Below are 20,397 nucleotides of genomic sequence, written 5' to 3'. Positions count from 1 at the left end.
ACATCTTTTTTTCTTTACTGAATCCAAATTGTGGGTAGATGTTTATATGTCCAATCAATACGGCATGATAATACTATTTCATGAACAGGAGAGATCAGAAAATGAGAGAAGTAGAGTTTCATAATGGGAACACAATGCCGCAGATAGGTCTTGGCGTATTCAGGGTTGAAGACGGAGAAGACTGTAAGAATGCTGTCAAACATGCGATTGTAAGCGGCTACCGCAGTATTGATACAGCTATGATCTACAAAAATGAGAAGAGTGTCGGCGAAGGTATCAAAGAAGGCATCAAGGAGGCGGGCATTGATCGTTCTGACCTTTTCGTGACGTCCAAGCTTTGGCTTGATGACTATGGTCTTGGAAACGTGGAGAAGGCCTACGACACATCCCTTGAAAACCTTCAGCTGGACTACTTGGATCTATATCTTATGCACTGGCCAGGCACCGATGAGGATCTTATGATCGAGACATGGCATGAAATGGAGCATCTATATAACAATGATCGTGTCAAAAACATCGGCGTCAGCAACTTCATGGTTTCACACTTGGAGACATTACTGCAGCGGACGGATGTAAAACCGGTCATCAATCAGGTGGAGTATCACCCCTATCTTGTCCAAAACGACCTGAAGCTGTACCTCGATTCCCGTAAGATCATCATGGAATCCTGGTCACCATTGATGAACGCCAAAATACTTGATGATGAAACAATCAAGGAGATTGCGGAAGAGACCGGCAAGTCACCTGCTCAAGTGGTCATCCGCTGGAATATAGAAAACGGCCTCGTCACCATACCGAAATCCGTAACACCTGATCGGATAGAAGAGAATATAGACGTATTCGGCTTCTCCCTAAGTAAAACCCAGATCAGTCGTATCAATCAATTGAATAAGAATGAACGGAACGGTCCAGACCCTGCTACATTCACTGGGAATAGATAGGCAGTCATCATTCTTAAATTATAATACAGACAAAGAAATATCCCAGACATAAATTTGAGGTGCATCCGAAAAGTTGAATTTTTCAGATGCACCTCAATTCTATTAATAAGATTCTTTTCATTATGATGCATTTCATTTATAAGGTTACCACATCTCATAGTGAGCACACCGGCATCCATATTGTCCGCCTCTCAATCCACAACCGTCTGGTGCTTCACAAAGCCGAAGTAAATCATTAGCGCCCCAATACTGCACAAGATGATGACGACTGCCATAGGCCAAGCAGCATCCTCCCCTGCCACGCCGACAAGCGGGGATACGAGGGCACCCCCTATGAATGGCAATAGGCCAAGAAACGCTGATGCGCTGCCTGCTGATTTTCTTTGATTTTGCATGCCCAGTGAAAAAGCCATCGTCGACACTGCGCCGACACTCGATACGACAAGCAGCAGAGCGATGAGCATCGGCAGAAGAGAGAGTTCCAACATGACCACCACCATAAGCAGAAGACTGCCAATGACACACATTGATACACCCATCAGCAATATCCGCACTTCGCTCATAAATGAAGACAGTTTACCGGCAACTTGGGCGGCTGCAATGATACCGAGGCCGTTCAGGGCAAATATGAGTGAGAACTGCTGAGGGGACACTTCATAGATGTTCTGCAGGATAAAAGGCGAGCCGGCGATATAGGCGAACATGGCAGACATGACCAGTGCCTGCGTGAAGGCGATGCCCATGAACACCTTATCTTTGAAGAGGTCGCCAAAGGTTTTGACGACGGCGAGCACGCTGCCCTCGGAACGGTCAGATTCCCCTAGCGTCTCATCTAACATGAAAAAGACTGCAAGGAGCAGAATCACTCCGATGGCTGCAATTACCAGAAAGACCGACGGCCAAGAACCGAAGTTGAGGATCATCCCGCCTGATATCGGTGCAAGGATCGGTGCCGCCCCATTGACCAGGGCCAGAAGTGCAAATGCTTTCGTCAATTCTTTTCCCGCATACATATCCCTCGCGGCTGCCCGCGCAATGACGATGCCCGATGCACCGGTGAAGCCTTGGAGGAAGCGAAGAAGTACGAAAAGCCAGATGTTGCCGGTGAAGGCACATAGTGCTGAGACTACTGCATATATGGCCAGGGTATATAGAAGTGGCCGCTTCCGTCCCATGATGTCGCTGAGAGGACCGAATATGAGTTGACCAGCTGCAAGGCCAATCAGGCAAGCAGTCAGGCTGAGTTGGGTCAATGAAACTGTGGTGTCGAGGTCAGCTGCAACAATCGGCAGTGCCGGCAAGTACATATCCATAGACAATGGCCCGATGGATGTCAGCAGACCAAGCAGTACAACAATCCAGAACTTCCGTCTTTTTTCTTCCTTGCTCATATTCATTACAGCATCTCTTCTTCCATTCACTTAATTTTACAATATTTAAAATAAAGCATATCACTGTCCAATTCGGCTGACCATGATCAGCACCTCCAGAAGTGAAATGCTTTTTAGGTTTCCTGCGGCATTTTCAACAGCATTACACTGATGATGATGGACTCCCCAAAGTCAGCTCAGTCCAACTTTGGGGAGTCTTTTCGATTGGAAGTAAGAATGTATGAATAGTGTCAGACGATCACTCCATCTCTGAGCGCTTCGGCATACCACTTTGGGCACCGAGTTTCTGTACGGAGAGGGAAGCGGCTTTATTGGCAAACCCAACCGCTTCTTCGAGCGCCTTTCCTTCAGCGAGGGCGACTGCGAGTGCGCCATTGAATGTATCGCCGGCACCTGTGGTATCTGTGACTTCAACCTTCTCTGAAGGCACGGTGATCATCCTGTCCCCTCTGAAGAAGGAGGCGCCTTTGGCCCCGTTTGTGATGACCAGCTTATCCAGGAATTTCGGCAGATCATCGGTATCGTATGCGAACAGCTTCTTTGCTTCGTTGTCGTTCGGCGTAATGTATGTAGCCTTCCCCCAATAGGCATCATCCAGCTGCATGGCAGGCGCAGGATTGATGATGACGGGTACATCAAGCGTCTCGCAGAGGTCAAGTATATGTTCAACGGTCCGTTTCGGGATTTCAAACTGGATCAGGATATAATCGCTTGCCTCAATCCTTTCTTTGAACTTGTCTATATAACCGGGGTGCATTTCGCCGTTGGCACCGGCGATGATGATGATCCGGTTGTCCTGATCCGATACGATGATATTGGCGAGACCGGAAGAGACGCCGGGCTCGGTCTCTACAGCCTCTATCCTTATCCCTTGTGATTCGAAATTATCGATGAGGGCCGCACCGAACGGGTCATCTCCCACCTTGCCGATCATATGTACTTCTGCACCGAGTCTGGCGGCGGCGACTGCCTGGTTCGCACCTTTGCCGCCGGGCAAGGTCTTGAAGCTTTCGCCTGATATGGTCTCGCCCTGCTCAGGCATATTTTCTGCTACGGTCATCAGATCCATGTTGATGCTGCCGATGACAGTGATTTTAGGAGTATGCATGATCATCACTCCTCACCGTAGGATCTGAGTATATTCTCAAACAGATTCCAGAACTTTTCCTGGTCGACTTCATACGCGAATTTCGTATTGGCAGGTTTCCCCGTCACGCCGAGTAGGTCCACTGCTGTTTCACCGTATGTCATCTCCCCTTTTGTTTCGACATCTGCATGCACATGCTTGAATGTAAACAAATCCGGCTGCAACAGATACATCGTCGTGCAGGCATCATGGATGGGTCCGCCCGACATACCGAAATGTTCTTTATACATGTCGCCGAAGAAGATAAGGAGTTCTGAGACGAATTTTGCTGTTGGATTATTGATTCCAGCCAGACGCTTCTGAATCTCATCTGTGGCGATCACCTGATGCGTCACATCGAGGCCGAACATTGTAACGGGAATGCCACTATTGAATACAACCTTTGCAGCTTCTGCATCGACATAGATATTGAACTCGGCAGAAGGGGTCCAGTTGCCGAATGTGCCGCCGCCCATCAGGACGATCTCTTCGATATCCGATTTGATTTCCGGTGCTTTGATCAGCGCCAGCGCGATGTTCGTCAATGGCCCGGTCGGCACCAGAGTCACTTTTCCATCAGCTTTTTTCACCCGATCAATGATGAAATCGACTGCGTGGCCCTCTTCCTTCTGACTTTTTGGTTCTGGCAGTACGGGACCATCCATGCCGGATTCGCCGTGGATTTCTGTTGCGATTTCACTTTCTTTGACAAGCGGCCTTGCGGCACCTTGGATGACCGGCACGTTAAGCTTCAGAAGGTCCTTGACCTTCAAGGCGTTGATTGTATTCTTATCGACTTCGACATTTCCTGCGACTGTGGTGATGCCAAGGATGTCCAGGCTGCTTTTTGCTGAAGCGGCGATGATGATCGATATGGCATCGTCATGGCCCGGATCACAATCTAATATCACTTTTTTGTATGTCATTGATTAATTTCTCCTATTCATTAGTATGGATTGACATGGACGTTTACGTCCTGCACCTCTTCAAACTGGCGCATCAATATTTGTTTGACCTCCCTGGCCACATGGTGCCCCTCCTCGACCGTCATTCTTGCATCTACGGCGATTTTAATGTCGATGATCACATAGGACCCATGCGAACGCGCACTCAAATTATCGATGTTACGCACTTTATCGACAGCAAGCACTGCCTCTCTCATATCCTGGGTCTCATCTTCGTTCAGCACGACTTCAAGGGATACACTGACTGCTTCTTTTCCCAGCTGGTAGCCCATATACATGATGATCAGGGCGATAACAGCGCTCGCTATAGGATCCAGATAGGCCAAGGCAGGAATGTTGAACGAGCTGCCCACTATAGTCAGCCCGATGCCCACCAGCGCCACCAAGGACGATATCGCATCAGAGCGATGGTGCCATGCATCTGCAATCAGAGCCGGGCTCTTTATCCTACTGCCGAGGCGGTACTTATACTGGAAGAGGGCTTCCTTCACGACCACTGAGAAGATGATGATATATAGCGCAATGAGCGTCGTCTCGCTCCCTACCGAGCCTGATATCAGCGAGCTCACTGAATTGTATATGATCTCGAAGCCAACGACGATGAGCATTATCGCTATAATCAGGGTCGCGACGTTTTCGGACTTGCCGTGGCCATATGGATGTTCTTCATCAGGCGGTTTACGTGAGGCGCGTATACCGATCAAGACAGCTAGTGAACTCAACACGTCTGAAGCGGAATGCACTGCGTCTGCAATGAGGGCCCTGCTGTTTCCAAGCACTCCCCCGATCAGCTTCAGTACAGCCAGAAGAATATTGACGGCCATACCTATAATAGTGGCGACTTGTGCCTTTTTATGCCTATTTTCCATATCATATCCCTCATTTTTAAATTGCTGGCTTCTTCATTCTATCAATGTCTGTCCTTTAATTGAATATAAAAGGCAGAACCCGGCGGGTTCTGCCTTTATTCTGCCTCTTCGTCAGCCAGCGTCTCTACGTCAGAGACCACTTCTTCGAGTGGGAATTCATTATCCCCTGTGTCCACTCCTGGATAATCTTTGATAACTTTGCCTTCCTGATCAATCAGATAGAAGCTGATGCCGTGTGTCACCTGGTTGCTGCCTTCTGGTGGCGGTGCCACGATCGTCTTGAAGTTATCTTCAGCAAATCCTCTGATGAAGCTGTAGTCATAGCCGGTGGCGAGCTGCCATTCAGTATCATCAGGCACATCGTAATGGGACAGGTAGTCAGCCAATACTTGCGGCGTATCCGTTTCAGGGTCGACTGATAGACTGAGGACACCATAGTCCTCCACGCCCCGTTCTTCCAGCTCATTGACAACATCCGTCATATTCGCCGTCATGGGCGGGCAGACGGTTGCACAATTTGTGAATATGAAATCGAGGAGCCAGACTTTGCCCTCCATATCTTCTCGCGTAAATGTCTCGCCCTGCTGATTCGTCACTTCGAAGTCCTCCAGTTCATTGCCGTACCGGGACATCACTTCGACGTCTGAATCACTGCAGGCAGAGAGTATGAATGATGCCATTAAAACAGTAACCAATATTTTCTTCATTAAAAACCCTCCGGAGACGTTTATATCCAACTATATCAGAGAAGCGGATGCACACAACCTGTAAAAAAAGGATATTTGTGAAAATAATATGGCGGATATCATAAAATGCATTTTTATCTGGGCTATTGTTTTTCTGAAGCACTGCTCTCCCGTGTCTGTTCCTTTAGGAAGAAGGCCATCACGATGCCTGCTGCGGCCATCACCGCTGAGAAGATGAAGGATGCGTTCACCCCTGTGACTTCTTCCATCGCTGTTGGTGTGCCGTCTGAGAGCCGGAGAGTGACTCCTGTCATGATGGTAACCATCATCGCGGTAAAGAGTGAACCGCCGATCTGACGCATCGTATTGTTCATGGCGGTCCCGTGTGGGATCAATATATCCTTTAGTGCATTCATGGCGAATGTGGTCAGTGGCATCATCGTCAATCCTGTCCCCAATAATCTGAAGGTATAGATGGTTGTGATGTAGCTGAACGTGGAATCGGTCGTGAGATCCGACAACAATATTGAAGTGACCAAAATCAGAGTCAATCCGGCAAATGTTAAAATCCGTATTCCGAACTTGTCGAACAAGGTACCCGCGACCGGCATCGTCAGACCCATGAGCAGGGCGCCGGGCAGCAGGGCCAGCCCTGATTCAAACGGCGAATAGCCGAGCATATCCTGCATAAGGACGGGCAATATGTTGTTTGCCCCGACCATTGAAGTGAATACCACGACACCGATCAGTGAACTCAGCAGGAAGTGGCGATTCTTGAATACGCGCATTTCCAAGATAGGCTGCCTAAGCTTCAGCTGGCGCCTCGCGAACACCAATACCAACAGCAGACCGACCACGATGGAGGACATTACAAGCAGATCTGTCCATCCCCTTGTACCGGCAATCGAAAATCCGTAAAGCAGTCCCCCGAAGCCGAATGTAGATAGTACAATCGATGGCAGGTCGACTTTTGGATTCGTCTGCTGGGTCACATTCTTCATGGAGACCAAGGCGAGGACGAAGTTCAATAATACTAGCGGCAGCACGATGAAAAAGAGTGCGCGCCATGGCCATATTCCTACAATATATCCAGCAAGCGGCGGCCCGATGGCCGGGGCCAGGCCGATGACCAGGCCGAAGTAGCCCATTGCCTTCCCACGCTGTTCGAGCGGGAACTGGGTCAACAGGATGACTTGGGTCAGCGGCATCATGATGCCTGCTGACAGACCCTGGAACACCCGCCCGAGCAGCAGTACCGAATAGACCGGCGACAGTGCGGCGAGCAGGGTGCCGGTGATGAAGATCATCATGCCGGTCAAATAGAGTGTCCTCGAAGTGAATTTATTGATCAGGAATGCTGACACTGGAATCATGATGCCGTTGACGAGGAAGAAACCCGTCGTCAGCCACTGTGCGGTGCTGAACGGTACATTGAAATCATTCATGATCGGCGGGACTGCAGTGACGAGCAGCATCTGGTTGAGCAGGACGAGGAATGATCCCATCAACAATGTCGCAATCAGTACCATCTTTGGACTCATCTTCATTTGTTTCATATCTTCACTACTTCCTTAGAAATGAACTTGGGAGCTTACTTGAAACGTGTAACGCTGCGTTCATTGGCGGCATCGACTTCAAGGATATGCTCCATGCGCGTCTTCAACTCTTCTACATGCGAAATGATGCCGACCATCTTGCCCGTCGTCTGCAGGTCGATGAGCGTATTCACCGCTACATCCAATGTTTCAGGGTCGAGCGTGCCGAACCCTTCATCGATCAGCATCGTTTCCAGGCTGATGCCCCCCGACTCCTGCTGCAGGGCTTCATTCAAGGCAAGTGCGAGCGTCAGCGCCGCCTGGAACGATTCGCCTCCGGACAGTGAAGAAATGTGCCTCGGCTGATTATTGTAGAAGTCGAAGACCTCGATATCCAGTCCGGTTTTCCGGTTGCTGCGTGAGGTGCTCCTCCTCAGTTCATACCTGTGCCCGGTCATCTCAAGAAGTCGGATATTGGCGATCTGCAGTATGCGGTCCAAGTAATAGGTCAGCACGAACCGCTCAAGGGAGACCTTCTGATCATTCCTGCCGGCCACTGCATCCGCTAATGATAATAAGGCCTGGGTCTCTTCAAGGGCCGCTTCATGCTGCTCGATCAACCCGTTTATCCTGTCGAGGTTTTTATTGTTATGCTCAATTTGAGCGTTCAGCTTCGCGCGACCTTCCATCAGTGACTCGAGATCCTTCTCTATAACTGCAAGTTCTTCTTGTTCCTTTGATGGATCAACCCATTCGCGGCCCTCCATCTGATTTTCCAGGTGGCGCTTCCTATCCAGCGCCACCTCTTTTTCACGATGGTATGATTTGATGGCCGCCTCGATTTTGCTGATGTCAGTCCGTTCTGAAATGCTGATCAGCTCTTCCCGACTCATCGATACCTCATGCGTGAATCGGTCTATCTCGGGTGTCAGTGAGGACAGTGTCTGTTCCGCCTTTTCGGCCTGGCCATTTAATGCCGCAGCCTTTTCTTCCATTCTGGCAAGTTCATCCTTGGTCGCGAGGCGCACAGTCTCGTTCTGGTGCAGACGGTCGCGGTGCCCCTCCACCTCTCGTCGCTTTTCTTTAAAAGCTTGCACGAATGCTTCAAACTGCTCGTAACCCGTCTCTTTTGTGAACGTATCCTTCAGTTCCTGGGCCCGGTTGAGCTGGTGGGTGATATTATTTTCGTTCACTCTACCATCTGTCAGCTTCTGTTCAAGGCGCTTGTACTGTTCATTATACTCAGACTGCCTCCGGTACTTCGCGGAATCTGCCTGCTGATTTTGCGTAAGCTGTTGATAGTCGGTTTCAAGTTCTTCATAAGTCCTCTGCAGCACTGCCAGGTCCGTCCGCTCCTTATCTGCAGTCATCTCTTCCAGCAGCCGGCGCTTCGCCTGCAGTTCCGCTTGGCGCCCGGCTAGGCGCTGCAATGTGTCATTGAAATCGTTCAAGCGCTTCTCTTCATCATCGGTCAACGTTTCCACATTATGGGGCAGTGTCTGGACCGGCTGCCTGCACACTGGACAGTCATGACCGACTTCAAGATGCTCTAGAAGATGGCTGATATGATGGCCGTCTTCAGTGGAGAACTTGTCCTGTACGCTGCGTTTCAGCCTCTCCAGGCTTTCTTTCGTTTCTTTAGACTGCTTTTCCAATTGCAGCAGTTCATCATCTATCTTGATCACCTCTTCATCATTGCGGCGGTTATCCTGCTCTTCTTTGATGGCAGTATCAAGTGCCATCCTCTCCTTTTCATTTTCGAAGGCAGCCCGGGCCAACCGGTCTGATGCTGCGCGGTCCCATGCGTCTTCCTGCATGCGCACTTTTAGTTCTTCCATCTGGCGTGCCAGCTTCTTAGACTCTTGTTCGATATCGGTTTTAGCCTTCTGCAGCTCTTCAATTCCAGAGATGTCCTCCCGGATGTGATCGTCCGACATGAAGCGTTCTGTCCGGTTCAGCCATTTCTCGATTTCAGAGTAGCGGCCTTCAGCGGCCTTCAACTCTTCATATTCTGCCAGATGATCCTCGTATTTTTTTTGAGAAGCATGCTGCGCTTCGACCAATTCCTGCAGGCTGAGGTCGAGCCTTTTCTTCTCGGCAAGGGCCTCACTCTCTTTTTTCAGCGCATACTCCTTCTCTTTGGCGATCCGGTAGTCTGCCAATGATTTCTCCAACTCTTCCATCTCAGTTTTTCGACTTTCCAATTTATTCAATCCGTCTTCAATCTCCTGCAGTTCCTTCACCCTTGTGTTATGGAGTTCCTTGTCGTCCAGCACTTTTTTGACGGTCTCGAATGATTTCTGGTGGCTGGTAGTTTCTGTACCAACTGCTTCAAGTTTTTCTGCTAGCAGATTCTGTATTTGGTTGATTGCCTCTACCCTTTTGGCTGATGTCGGATAGTCTGCTTCCATCAGGTTTCTGACTGCGGCATGTTCATCCCCACTCAAGGAATTGAAGAGTTCCTGAATTTTAGTTTCCATCACCGCGGTGTCCTTCAACTTCTCTTTCTTCAGTTCATTGAGCTTGTTTTCAAACTGGACGAAGCGCTCCGTCCGGAAAAGAGTGCGCAATATTTCCTGCTTCTGTTCGCTGGAAGAAGTAAGCAGCCGCTTGAATTCACCTTGGGGGAGGACGAGGATCTGCCTGAACTGGTCTGCATCCAATTTGATGATGTCCATAATCGACTGCTTGACACCGTTGATGCTGCTGTCGATCACATCACCTTCGCTGCTGTATAGTACCGCTTTTGGGGGGACCGGGGTCTTCCGCCCTGCCTTATGGTAGGACAGCGTACGTTCCACCGTATATGTGCGGCCGCGTATTTCAAACTGCAGCCGGATCGAACTGATATCATCATCCGTTGCAAATTGGCTTCTGACCGAGCCTTCGGTCCGGTCCCTTGTCGACAGTGTGCCGTAGAGCGCATAGGTGATGGCATCAAATATCATCGTTTTGCCGGAACCTGTCCTGCCGCTGATCAGGAACATGCTGTCTTTTACTTTAGTGAAATCTATCGTTTCATTCTCGAACGGGCCGAAATAATGCATGCTAATCTGTATCGGTTTCATCTATATCACCTTTGAAATAGTTATTGAATATTTCTGTCTGATAGCGGTTCGGTGGTTCACCGAAAATATTTTCGATGAATGAACCGAATATCTCCCCGTCGGTTGAACTGCCCGCATCGACCGCCTTCATGCTTTCTTCGCTGACTTCTTTTATCGGCCTTAACTCCAATGTGTTCGGGTATATCATCTTGATTTTGGACATGGGGTCATTGATGTGCGACATGCCCGACAATTCAAATTTGAAATATGCTTCCCTATCCTCAAAATGAACCGCCTCTTCAATGACATCATCGAACGCCCCGGTGTAGTGGATGAGGTCGCGCTTCATATCAAGCGGAACAAAACGGCATTGCACGCCGCCATCTGTATCGATGATGCGGAATCCTTTCGGCTGACTCACTTCCGAGAAGGAGTATTTGAGGAGCGAGCCACTGTAGAATATCTTTTCATGGGTTATGGCAAATGGATGGTGCAGATGCCCGAGCAGCACGAGATCAAACGCTTCGAACAGATCAGCACTAACCTCTTCTGATAAACCAATAGACAACGGGCGCTCGGACTCCGATGTCTTGCCCTCAGAAATGAACATATGACCGACCACTATATTGAAAACACTGTCGTCCATTACTTTCGATATCTCTTCTGTAATCCGTACATAGACGTCATGATGAGTCTTTATCCCGTCGTCCTGAAAATGGACTCTCGCTTCCAGAACATCCAGATAAGGGATCATATAGAAGTGATGACCCCTCATTTTAATTGGTGTGGTAATGTCGTCGATCGCCGTGCGCATGTGATAACCGCTCTTGGCAAACCAGTAGCTGCCGTAGTCAAGGCGCGAGCGGCTGTCATGATTTCCGCTGATCGCCAGGACTGGTACATTTTCCTCTATATTTATCTTATACAGATAATCATTCACCAGCTTCAATGCGGATTGGGAAGGGTTGGCGCGGTCGAAGACGTCCCCTGCAAGGACGAGCACATCAATGTCCTCTTGCCTTACGCAATCGAGGACCTGTTCGAGCATGTGTTGCTGATCTTCAATAAGATCCATGCCGTTCAGCCGCTTTCCTATATGCCAATCTCCTGTATGTAGAATTTTCATTGTATCTATCACCTCGTATCTTCTAATTATACAAGAAAAACGCCCCCCAAGTAAGTTCAGGGGACGGTTTTTCAATGCAGCTGTCGGATGGATATGATGAGGGCATCCAGTTTCTGCTCCATCCTATAGAGCAGAAAGAATGTGATCACTGCCGGAAAACCAACATCGCTGACTAATGGCACCCATTCCATGCTAGATTATCTCGGTAACATTCTGTTCGACGATTTTAGCCGAATGGACAGACACCGGCGTGCCCTGCGACGGTGCCAGTACACCTGTGTCCATAAGCTTTCTGGCCTCTAGGAGTATCGCTTCTTCTGTCAGGTTATCCTTCGGGTTGCTGATGTTCAGTGTAAACCGGCGGTCTGCCGATGTGTTGAAGACGATGACAAGTTTCCTGGTCATGGTTTATTCCCCCTTAATTAATTGATGACATAAGTCTGTTCCTTTTCGACGATTGCGTATACATCATTCGTCAACACTTGGTACACCTCGGCTGCTGCATTGATATCTGCATCCGTCGCTGACAGCTCCAGGTTCCTGACGGATCTGAAGCGCAGTTTTTCCCCGCCTTTTCCATCTGCTTCAAAAAAGTAGAACTTCGCACTTAAGTTTTTCAACATGTCCTTCACCTCCTTCGCCTTATATATCGAAGGGGATGATTAGATGGACAATATTCTTTTTATTTCTTATAATAGCCTTGAGGTGAGGCAATGGACGATCTATTTATGTGGCTGATTGCGCTATGGACTTTCATCATGTTGGGGCTCATGGTAATCGGCGGATATTTCATGTTCAGGAAGTTTTTGAAGCGTATGCCAAAAGGAGATGGGTACAGCGAACTCGATTGGCAGGCGTTCTATATAGATAAGGCGCTGCCCCTGTGGCACGACGAGGCGAAATCCATGCTGAATGAGCTCGTCACCCCTGTCCCCGAATTGTTCAGGGATGTGGCCAAAGAACGGATTGCAGGCAGGATTTCGAAGATTGCCCTTGATGAGGGCGCTAAAAAGATATCATTGGACCACATCATGAAAGGATACATCATCGCTACGCCGAAGCGGGACCATAAGTTCATGAAAAAGAAACTGAATGAATTGGATATTGATTATACACCGTATGAAGCGCTCTTCGAATACGCCGATGACGAGAAACAGAAATTCTCCATCTTTGAACAGACGGAAAAAGTAAGCAGCAGATCAAGTTGACTTGATCTGCTGCTTTTCATATTGCTTCAATTTCATCAGCATCGACAGACGCCATATTATGATCATGACGAAGGCGAGCAGGAAGAACATCCCGCCGATTTCACCGGGGGAGATGCTCATGGACAGGATGGTCTTCAGAATAATCCTCAAGACAAGCAACCCTGCCAGTATGACGGGGAAGAGCTTCGATTGCCTGACATACAGCGCCCCGTCCTTCTGCTCATAACGGGTAGTGATGACGAGCAGGACGGAAAAGATGAGCCCCATCGCCACTGCTTCTAGGATTTCAGAGGAGCTGAGCCTGAAATATGGAAATACATACATCAAGGCGCCGGTCGACATCATCACCGGTGGTATGATGATCTTACGTAATGTCAACGGCCGTTTGGCCGCACGTTGTCTGACGATTATGGCCCCGATCCCCATAATGACGGCCATGATGGACGCAGCTGTAAACAAAATGCTTTCAATATTCATGGCTTAAAACCCCTGGAAATCGCCGAAGAACGGCTGCAGCCAGATGATGATCTGCGTCAGCCCATCAAAATAGAGCAATACACCCATCATAATCATGATGATGCCACCGACTTTCATGATACGGTTTGAATATTTCAGCATCCAACGTGTCCGTGAGACGAAGAAGCTCAGCGTGAAGAAAGGCACCGCAAAACCAAGACAGTATACGACCATCAACATAAGCGCGTTGTTCGGCTCGGATGCACTCATCGCAAATATTGCGCCGATGATCGGACCGTTGCACGGCGTCCACCCTGCACCAAAAGCCATGCCGATCAGAATGGAACCAAAAAAACCGGATGGTCTGTTCTTAAACTGGACCTTCCTGTCCTTCATCAAAAAGTTGAAGTTCAGTACTCCGGTTACAATAAGACCGAATATTATAATCAGGATAGCACCCAGTTGGCGGATCAGATTCGAGTACTCTATCAATAATCCGCCGAAGAATGCGGTGCCGAATCCGAGTGCGATATAGATTAGACTGAATCCAATCAAGAAAAATAAAGTATGAAGGATCGCCCGCACATTGAACTTCTGACTTTCCACTTCATTATAGCTCATACCGGTTATGTAGGAGATGAAAGCCGGAAAGACCGGAAGTACACATGGGGAGACGAAGCTTAATACGCCTGCACCAAATGCGAGAAGGAATGTCACTTCACTACCCATAGAAAAACCCCCAATCAGATATCATTCTATCAGACATCCTCTTAGTTTAGATATTCTATCGGGACGAATATGCGAACATTGTATGACAATTATTGCTGGCCGTTCTGCAGCTGATACATCTTATGGTAGATGCCTCTTTTACAAATAAGCGTGTCATGTGTGCCGCGCTCGACGATTTCGCCACGGTTGAGTACGAGAATCTGATCGGCATCCTGGATGGTCGACAGCCTGTGTGCAATCGCGAGCGTCGTACGTCCCCGGCGCATCTTCTCCAGTGAATGCTGGATCTGCTCTTCTGTCTCGGAATCGATGTTTGCCGTCGCTTCATCAAGGATCAATATTTTAGGATCTATCGCCATCGTCCGGGCGAACGCGATCAGCTGGCGCTGTCCGCTTGAAAATGCGCCGCCTTTTTCGATCACCCTGTGCTGATAGCCGCCCGGAAGGTTGTCTATGAATTTATCCGCATAGACGAATTCCCCAGCTGCCTTCACTTCTTCAAATGTCATGTCGGGGTGGTACAGTCGGATGTTTGAGGCGATCGTGCCGTAGAAGATGAATGGATCCTGCAGCACGAGCCCCACCTTATGCTTCAATTCGCTTTTTGGCATTTCCTTGATGGAGTGCCCATCGATGGTGATGTCCCCCTGATTGAATTCATAGAAGCGCATAAATAAGTTTATGATTGAACTCTTTCCGGAACCGGTGTGTCCGACCAATGCAACGGTCTCCCCCGGCCGGGCTGTAAACGTGATGTTCTTCAGCACGTCCACTTCACCATCATAGCTGAAGGTGACATCTTTGAATTCGATATGCCCCTCAGTGATCTCCGCTTCCTCATCCTTATCTTGGACCGGTTCCAGGCGCTCATCATCCATCAGGGTGAATACCCGGCTTGCGGATACAAGTGCCTGCTGAAAGATGTTCAGATTCTGGCTGACCTGGTTGATTGGTTCAAAGAACCGTTCCATATACTGCAGGAATGCAAAGACGACACCGGCTGTAACGGTCGATTCGAAGCTTAGGAATCCGAAATAGCCGAGTATCACTGCGATGGCCAGCACATAGATCATGCTGATGGCCGGCCTCAGAAGCAGGCCATCGAGCTTGACATTCTTCATATTATATTTGTAGTGTGTCTCATTTATAGTATTGAATTCCGCTTGTAGACGCCTTTCCTGGTTGAATACCTGTATGATCTTCATGCCTTCTATCGATTCGGCCAGTTTCGCATTCATCTCGCTCAGAAGCTGGCGTGCATGGGAGAAGAAGTTGGCTGAATACTTCCGGTATACTGCCAAAATGACAGCGATCACAGGCATGAAGAGCAGTGCAAACAAAGCCAGTTTAACGTCCAGGATGAACATCATCACAAAGCTTGAGATGACCATGAAGATCGCCATAAGGAATGTTGCCAGCACACCGATGAACATGTCGACGATCGCTTCCGTATCATTTGTGATCCGCGATACGACGCTGCCGCCAGGCACTTTATCGAAATAGCGCATGCCAAGACGGCCGATCTTTTCAAATGCATCGATCCGCAGCTGCTGGATCACCTTGAACGCCAAATACTGGAAGAGATAGATGTTCATGTATGTGGTGACTGCCCCGAGTAACTGGACGATGGTAAAAATGATGATCAGCCACATGATATCCTGTTCCGGAAACACACCCGGCGTCAAATAATCATCGATGAAGATCATGACGAGGTAAGGAGTGGCTACACCTGCTGCAGTGGATACCGCAAGCATTAGGAATCCCAATGTCAGCACACCTTTGAAGGGCAACGTATATTTCATCAGACGGAACAGGACATCCTTCTGATCATTGAATGTCAGATTCAAATTGTCATTCTCCATCTAATTCGGCCTCCCTTCAGCCATGTCTTCCAAGGAACTCTCCAGAGATTCACGCAGCGCCTGTGCATTATAGGTGTCGTGATACCAGCCCTGTTCTGCCATCAGCGTGTCGTGTGTGCCCATCTCCATTATTGTCCCGGCATCCATGACGATGATCAGATCTGCATGGCTGACAGCACTCATGCGGTGCGCTGTAATGATATTCGTCTTACCGTGCCGGTTGGACTGCAGACTCTCAAGTATGCGCTCTTCGGTTTCTGCATCAACGGCTGATAATGAATCATCAAGTATCAGCACTTCCGGATCAAGAATCAGTGCGCGCGCAATCGATATGCGCTGCTTCTGCCCTCCGGATAATGAGACGCCACGCTCTCCGACAACGGTATCGTAGCCGTGGGCGAATGCTTCTATATCATCGTGTATCTGGCTGAGGCGTGCCGCTTCATGGATATGTGCATCATCCATTCCCGGATTGCTGAACGCGATATTATTCCGGATCGTCGTGGAGAACAGGAAATGATCCTGGGGCACATAGCCGAACTGCGCCCTCAGATTGCTGATGTTATAATCTCTGAGCGGATGGCTGCCGTAGAGGATATCTTCCGGGTTGACCGTATCGAATTCACGGAGGAGTAGTCTGAGCAATGCACTTTTACCAGAACCAGTACGACCGACTATACCGACCGTCGTGCCTCTTTCGATGGAGAAACGGACATCCCGCACTCCATCGGAATCATCGCCCGGAAAATTGAAGGCGCCGATATTAAAATGGATGTCTCCTTCAGGCTGATCTTCTATCAGATATTCTTCTCCAATGTCATTTTTCGTCTCCATGATCTTTTCTATCCGGGCGTAGGAGGCGCTGCCCCTTTGTATCAGGTTGAAGAACATCCCGAGCGCAAGGAGCGGCCAGACCATCATGCCTAAGTAGGTTGTGAATGTGACCAGCTGTCCGACGGTGATCGCATCGTCAAGCACCATGCGCGCTCCGAAAAATATGGAGATGAAGTAACTCGCTCCAATCACTGTCATTATTGTCGGATCGAACAGTGCATCGACTTTTGAAACTTTCAGATTTTTATCGACGACATCATCACTCAACATTCTGAAGTCTTCCTGATCATGGGATTCATATCCGAACGTTTTGGTCACCTTGATGCCCGATATGCTTTCTTGGGTCTTATCGTTGAGCATGCTGAAGGCAGCCTGCGCCTTCTTGAAGCCGCGGTTTAGGAGTGTACCGTAATAACTCGTCAATATCACCATGAACGGTAACGGAATCATCGCCATCAATGTCAGTTTTGGACTGATTGTAACGGCCATCGTAATCAGAACCGCCCCTCCGGTGATCAGTGAATCGGCTATAGTCAGAATCCCGGCACCGGCAGTCGCCTGGACTGCCTGGATATCATTGGTGGCATGGGCCATCAGATCCCCGGTACGCTTCTTCTGATAGAATGAAGGGCTCATCTGTGAATATTTATTATAGAGCGAGGAACGCAGAATCTTCCCAAGTCGGTAACTCGCCCCGAAAATCATAATGCGCCAGAAGTATCTGAATATGTATGTCAAAGCCGCGACCATTATGAGCAGAATGATGAATTGGCCCAGTATCTCTGCAGTCAGCGACTCTTGCCTTATCCCGTCGATGACCCATCCTATGACTTGCGGGGGCACCAGTTCCATCAATGCAACGAGTATCAGCATGATGATGCCGGCGACGTAATTTTTGCGTTCCCTTTTAAAGAACCACCCCAATTTTTTGAATACTCTCATGCCATCCCCCCTTTTTGTTGACTGCATTTAAATTCTATCATATATTTCGAAAATTGAAATATTTTAAGCGTAAAAATAAACCCTTCTATATAGAAGGGTTCATCTTTATTTTTTTGATGCTTTCATACGCTCTTTTGTTGATTTTGAATCGGCACTGCGATTCATCATAGTCATCATCTGATTGATTTTCTTCTGGGAAGGTTTCTGTCCCATTTGCATCATCATCATTCTGAGCATCTCTTCATTGATAGGTGGATTCTTTTCGAGGTAATCCATCATATATTTCCGTGCCATGAAGAAACCAAGGGCAACGCCACCGATGAGTGCAACAATAACAATCAGTATCCAGATCCATGTAGCCAAACTGCTCACCTCTTTCTTCGTAGAACAGTATAAAGTCTACATCAAAAACAGGTGTTTTTCAACAGATTATTTCTTCATCACTGTCTCCAATATCCGTTCGACGGTAAATCCATATTTTTCGACGACTATGTCGCCAGGGGCACTCGCACCGAACGTGTCGATTGTGTGCAACTTGCCGTTCATGCCGATGAAACGGTGCCATCCCAGACTTGCCGCCATTTCAATGGCGGTCCGGTTTTCGATGTGCGTGTTCAGTACACTTTCGATATATGCTTCATCCTGCTTCAGGAACTGCTGCATATTCGGGATGGAGGCGACTTTCACTTTTACACCTTGTGCATTAAGTTCTTCTGCGGTGTCCACAGCCAATGGCAGCTCGCTTCCGGAAGCGAATAGGATCGCATCATCCCCTTCGTCATAGGCTAGATAACCACCTTTTTTGACACCTTCTTCAACAACATCGTAAGGCACATCGATCGTTTTGACATTTTGACGTGTCAGCACAAGGGCCGTCGGTGTATCTTCAGCTTCCATTGCTATCTTCCAGGCGGCACGTGTTTCGTTGCCTTCTGCCGGTCTGATTGTATTGAGGTTCGGTATGGCGCGGAGACCAGCAAGCTGTTCTACCGGTTCATGCGTCGGACCGTCTTCCCCTACTGCGATTGAATCATGGGTAAGTACATAAGTTACAGGCAGTTTCATCAGTGCGCTCAGACGCATGGCTGGCTTGAGGTAGTCACTGAACACGAAGAACGTGCCACCGTAAGGACGAAGGCCACCGTGTGCTGCCATGCCGTTCAAGGCAGCTGCCATACCGAATTCTCTGACGCCAAACCAAATGTTCCGTCCAGCGTAATTATCAGGACCGAAATCTTCTTCATCCTTCACATTGGTCTTATTGCTGCTGGCAAGGTCCGCAGCACCACCGAACAATGTCGGAACGGAATCAGACAGGGCCTGTATCATATCGCTTGATACTGCACGTGTGGCTTTCTCTTCGCCTGCTTCATAATAAGGCATATCCTTGTCGTAGTTCTCCTGTAGACGATGGTGGACGGCATCCTCAAATTCAGCGTGCAGTTGTGGATGTGCTTCTTTGTAGCCTTTAAGCATTTCATTCCATGCTTCTTCTTTTTCATTGCTTCTTGTTTTCATCGTTTCATTGAAGCGTTCATAGACCGATGGATCGACATCGAATGTCTTCTCCGGATCCAATCCATAATATTCAAAAGCTGCCTTGCGTTCCTCTTCACCGAGCGGCGCACCGTGTGAGGCGCTTTTGCCCTGCTTGTTCGGGGAACCATAGCCGATGATCGTCTTCACTTCGATAAGTGTCGGACGGTTCGATGACTTGGCATTCTTTATCGCTTTGTCTATGGCATCACAGTCATTGCCATCTTCCACTTTGATGTAGTGCCAGTTATACCCTTTAAAACGTGTGCCGACATCTTCCGAGAAGCTCATGTCGAGATCGCCATCGAGCGATATGTCATTTGAGTCATAAAGCACGATCAGCTTATCCAAAGCCAAGTGACCCGCCAGTGATGCCGCTTCATGTGAGACACCTTCCATCAAGTCGCCATCGCTTGCTATGACATACGTGTAGTGGTCCATCACATCATGGCCATCCCTATTGAAGCGGGCTGCCAGATGCTTTTCCGCCATCGCCATACCGACACTCATTGCGAATCCTTGACCCAATGGTCCTGTAGTCACTTCCACACCTTCGGTATGTTTGAATTCAGGGTGTCCAGGGGTCTTCGACTCGTACTGCCTGAAATTCTTCAGCTCTTCCATTTCAAGCGAACCGCTCAAGTGCAGCAGGCTATACAACAACATGGAGCCATGGCCCGCACTCAATACGAAACGGTCCCTGTTGAACCAGTCCATTGAGTTCGGGTTGAAGTTCAGATGGCGGGACCAAAGTGTATAAGCCATCGGTGCAGCCCCCATAGGGAGACCCGGGTGGCCCGATGCCGCCTTTTCGATTGCATCAATGGATAGTGAACGGATTGTGTTGATAGCTAGTTGATCTGTCTTATCAAAAGTCATTTACGCATACTCCTTTATGAATTCTTATTTTTATCTGCTTGGATTTTCTTTACTTTTTCAGGGGTCACATCATTGCCTTCAGGGTCGACGACTTTAGTGTTCTCCACCTGTTTTTTGAATGAGGAGCGGAAGTTTTTAAGATACTCTTCCCTCAAACCTTTCAGTTCAGAGAGTTCATCCCCTGTGATGCTGCCCGACTTCTTTTTGGCAGCGAGCGTATTGATCCGCTGAATTTTATCTTTGTCTAACATAGCAGCCCTCCTGT

At 48.6% G+C, this 20,397-nt stretch carries 20 protein-coding genes; 2 read left to right on the top strand and 18 right to left on the bottom strand.

From position 1 onward, the window contains the following. Window positions 1-101 precede the first annotated feature (101 nt). Window positions 102-941 (top strand): aldo/keto reductase, encoded by an 840-nt coding sequence (locus ACZ43I_RS04680; RefSeq protein WP_344701008.1) that lies wholly within the window; start codon window positions 102-104, stop codon window positions 939-941. A 191-nt stretch (window positions 942-1,132) separates the two neighbouring features. Here the strand turns inward: ACZ43I_RS04680 and ACZ43I_RS04675 are convergent, their stop codons facing one another. The 11 genes from ACZ43I_RS04675 to ACZ43I_RS04625 all read right to left on the bottom strand — a co-directional run bounded on the left by ACZ43I_RS04675 (window position 1,133) and on the right by ACZ43I_RS04625 (window position 12,309). Beyond that, window positions 1,133-2,338 (bottom strand): multidrug effflux MFS transporter, encoded by a 1,206-nt coding sequence (locus ACZ43I_RS04675; RefSeq protein WP_425568276.1) that lies wholly within the window; start codon window positions 2,336-2,338, stop codon window positions 1,133-1,135. Between the two features lie 232 nt (window positions 2,339-2,570). Next, window positions 2,571-3,440 carry a ribokinase gene (rbsK, locus tag ACZ43I_RS04670; RefSeq protein ID WP_344701009.1) on the bottom strand — a complete coding sequence of 290 codons (870 nt, stop codon included), beginning with the start codon at window positions 3,438-3,440 and terminating at the stop codon, window positions 2,571-2,573. Window positions 3,441-3,445: 5 nt separating this feature from the next. Further along, a complete protein-coding gene (locus tag ACZ43I_RS04665; RefSeq protein WP_344701010.1) occupies window positions 3,446-4,384 on the bottom strand; it encodes a nucleoside hydrolase in 939 nt (312 codons plus the stop codon). Window positions 4,385-4,404: 20 nt separating this feature from the next. Continuing rightward, window positions 4,405-5,292 (bottom strand): cation diffusion facilitator family transporter, encoded by an 888-nt coding sequence (locus ACZ43I_RS04660; protein WP_344701011.1) that lies wholly within the window; start codon window positions 5,290-5,292, stop codon window positions 4,405-4,407. Window positions 5,293-5,387: 95 nt separating this feature from the next. Beyond that, window positions 5,388-5,999 carry an SCO family protein gene (locus ACZ43I_RS04655; RefSeq protein WP_344701012.1) on the bottom strand — a complete coding sequence of 204 codons (612 nt, stop codon included), beginning with the start codon at window positions 5,997-5,999 and terminating at the stop codon, window positions 5,388-5,390. Window positions 6,000-6,121: 122 nt separating this feature from the next. Continuing rightward, entirely contained in the window at window positions 6,122-7,534 is a 1,413-nt protein-coding gene (locus ACZ43I_RS04650; protein WP_344701013.1) for an MDR family MFS transporter, read from the bottom strand. Window positions 7,535-7,569: 35 nt separating this feature from the next. Continuing rightward, complete coding sequence (locus tag ACZ43I_RS04645; protein WP_344701014.1) at window positions 7,570-10,581, bottom strand: SMC family ATPase; 3,012 nt, start codon at window positions 10,579-10,581, stop codon at window positions 7,570-7,572. After that, the gene (locus ACZ43I_RS04640; protein ID WP_344701016.1) at window positions 10,562-11,686 is read right to left on the bottom strand and encodes an exonuclease SbcCD subunit D; all 1,125 of its coding nucleotides are present in this window, start codon (window positions 11,684-11,686) and stop codon (window positions 10,562-10,564) included. The genes ACZ43I_RS04645 and ACZ43I_RS04640 overlap by 20 nt, the downstream gene beginning before the upstream one ends. 71 nt (window positions 11,687-11,757) lie before the next feature. Continuing rightward, window positions 11,758-11,877, bottom strand: coding sequence for a YvrJ family protein (locus ACZ43I_RS04635; RefSeq protein ID WP_344701018.1), 120 nt, complete (start codon window positions 11,875-11,877; stop codon window positions 11,758-11,760). Window position 11,878: 1 nt separating this feature from the next. Further along, on the bottom strand, window positions 11,879-12,091 hold the full coding sequence (locus ACZ43I_RS04630) for a DUF2922 domain-containing protein (protein ID WP_344701020.1): 213 nt from the start codon (window positions 12,089-12,091) through the stop codon (window positions 11,879-11,881). A 17-nt stretch (window positions 12,092-12,108) separates the two neighbouring features. Beyond that, window positions 12,109-12,309 carry a DUF1659 domain-containing protein gene (locus tag ACZ43I_RS04625; RefSeq protein WP_344701022.1) on the bottom strand — a complete coding sequence of 67 codons (201 nt, stop codon included), beginning with the start codon at window positions 12,307-12,309 and terminating at the stop codon, window positions 12,109-12,111. Between the two features lie 90 nt (window positions 12,310-12,399). Between ACZ43I_RS04625 and ACZ43I_RS04620 the strand changes: the two genes are divergently transcribed. Then, entirely contained in the window at window positions 12,400-12,894 is a 495-nt protein-coding gene (locus ACZ43I_RS04620) for a DUF2621 family protein (protein WP_344701024.1), read from the top strand. Here ACZ43I_RS04620 and ACZ43I_RS04615 read toward each other — a convergent pair. From ACZ43I_RS04615 to ACZ43I_RS04585, 7 genes are all read right to left on the bottom strand, one after another. Continuing rightward, the gene (locus tag ACZ43I_RS04615; protein WP_344701026.1) at window positions 12,886-13,371 is read right to left on the bottom strand and encodes a CcdC family protein; all 486 of its coding nucleotides are present in this window, start codon (window positions 13,369-13,371) and stop codon (window positions 12,886-12,888) included. The genes ACZ43I_RS04620 and ACZ43I_RS04615 overlap by 9 nt on opposite strands. Before the next feature lie 3 nt (window positions 13,372-13,374). Then, window positions 13,375-14,079, bottom strand: a complete 705-nt coding sequence (locus ACZ43I_RS04610; RefSeq protein ID WP_344701028.1) for a cytochrome c biogenesis CcdA family protein — start codon at window positions 14,077-14,079, stop codon at window positions 13,375-13,377. Window positions 14,080-14,168: 89 nt separating this feature from the next. Continuing rightward, window positions 14,169-15,941: an ABC transporter ATP-binding protein gene (locus ACZ43I_RS04605; RefSeq protein ID WP_344701030.1), complete on the bottom strand. Its 1,773-nt coding sequence runs from the start codon at window positions 15,939-15,941 to the stop codon at window positions 14,169-14,171. Further along, complete coding sequence (locus ACZ43I_RS04600) at window positions 15,942-17,717, bottom strand: ABC transporter transmembrane domain-containing protein (protein ID WP_344701032.1); 1,776 nt, start codon at window positions 17,715-17,717, stop codon at window positions 15,942-15,944. 105 nt (window positions 17,718-17,822) lie between these two features. Continuing rightward, the gene (locus ACZ43I_RS04595; protein WP_344701034.1) at window positions 17,823-18,080 is read right to left on the bottom strand and encodes a YneF family protein; all 258 of its coding nucleotides are present in this window, start codon (window positions 18,078-18,080) and stop codon (window positions 17,823-17,825) included. A 66-nt stretch (window positions 18,081-18,146) separates the two neighbouring features. After that, window positions 18,147-20,132 carry a transketolase gene (tkt, locus tag ACZ43I_RS04590; RefSeq protein WP_344701036.1) on the bottom strand — a complete coding sequence of 662 codons (1,986 nt, stop codon included), beginning with the start codon at window positions 20,130-20,132 and terminating at the stop codon, window positions 18,147-18,149. A gap of 14 nt (window positions 20,133-20,146) precedes the next feature. Then, window positions 20,147-20,383 (bottom strand): DUF896 domain-containing protein, encoded by a 237-nt coding sequence (locus tag ACZ43I_RS04585; RefSeq protein ID WP_344701038.1) that lies wholly within the window; start codon window positions 20,381-20,383, stop codon window positions 20,147-20,149. Between the last annotated feature and the right edge of the window lie 14 nt (window positions 20,384-20,397).

It is taken from the genome of Salinicoccus jeotgali, from assembly GCF_055379195.1.
The sequence above is the reverse complement of the archived record's forward strand: the minus strand, read 5'-3'. Positions and strand labels throughout refer to the sequence as shown.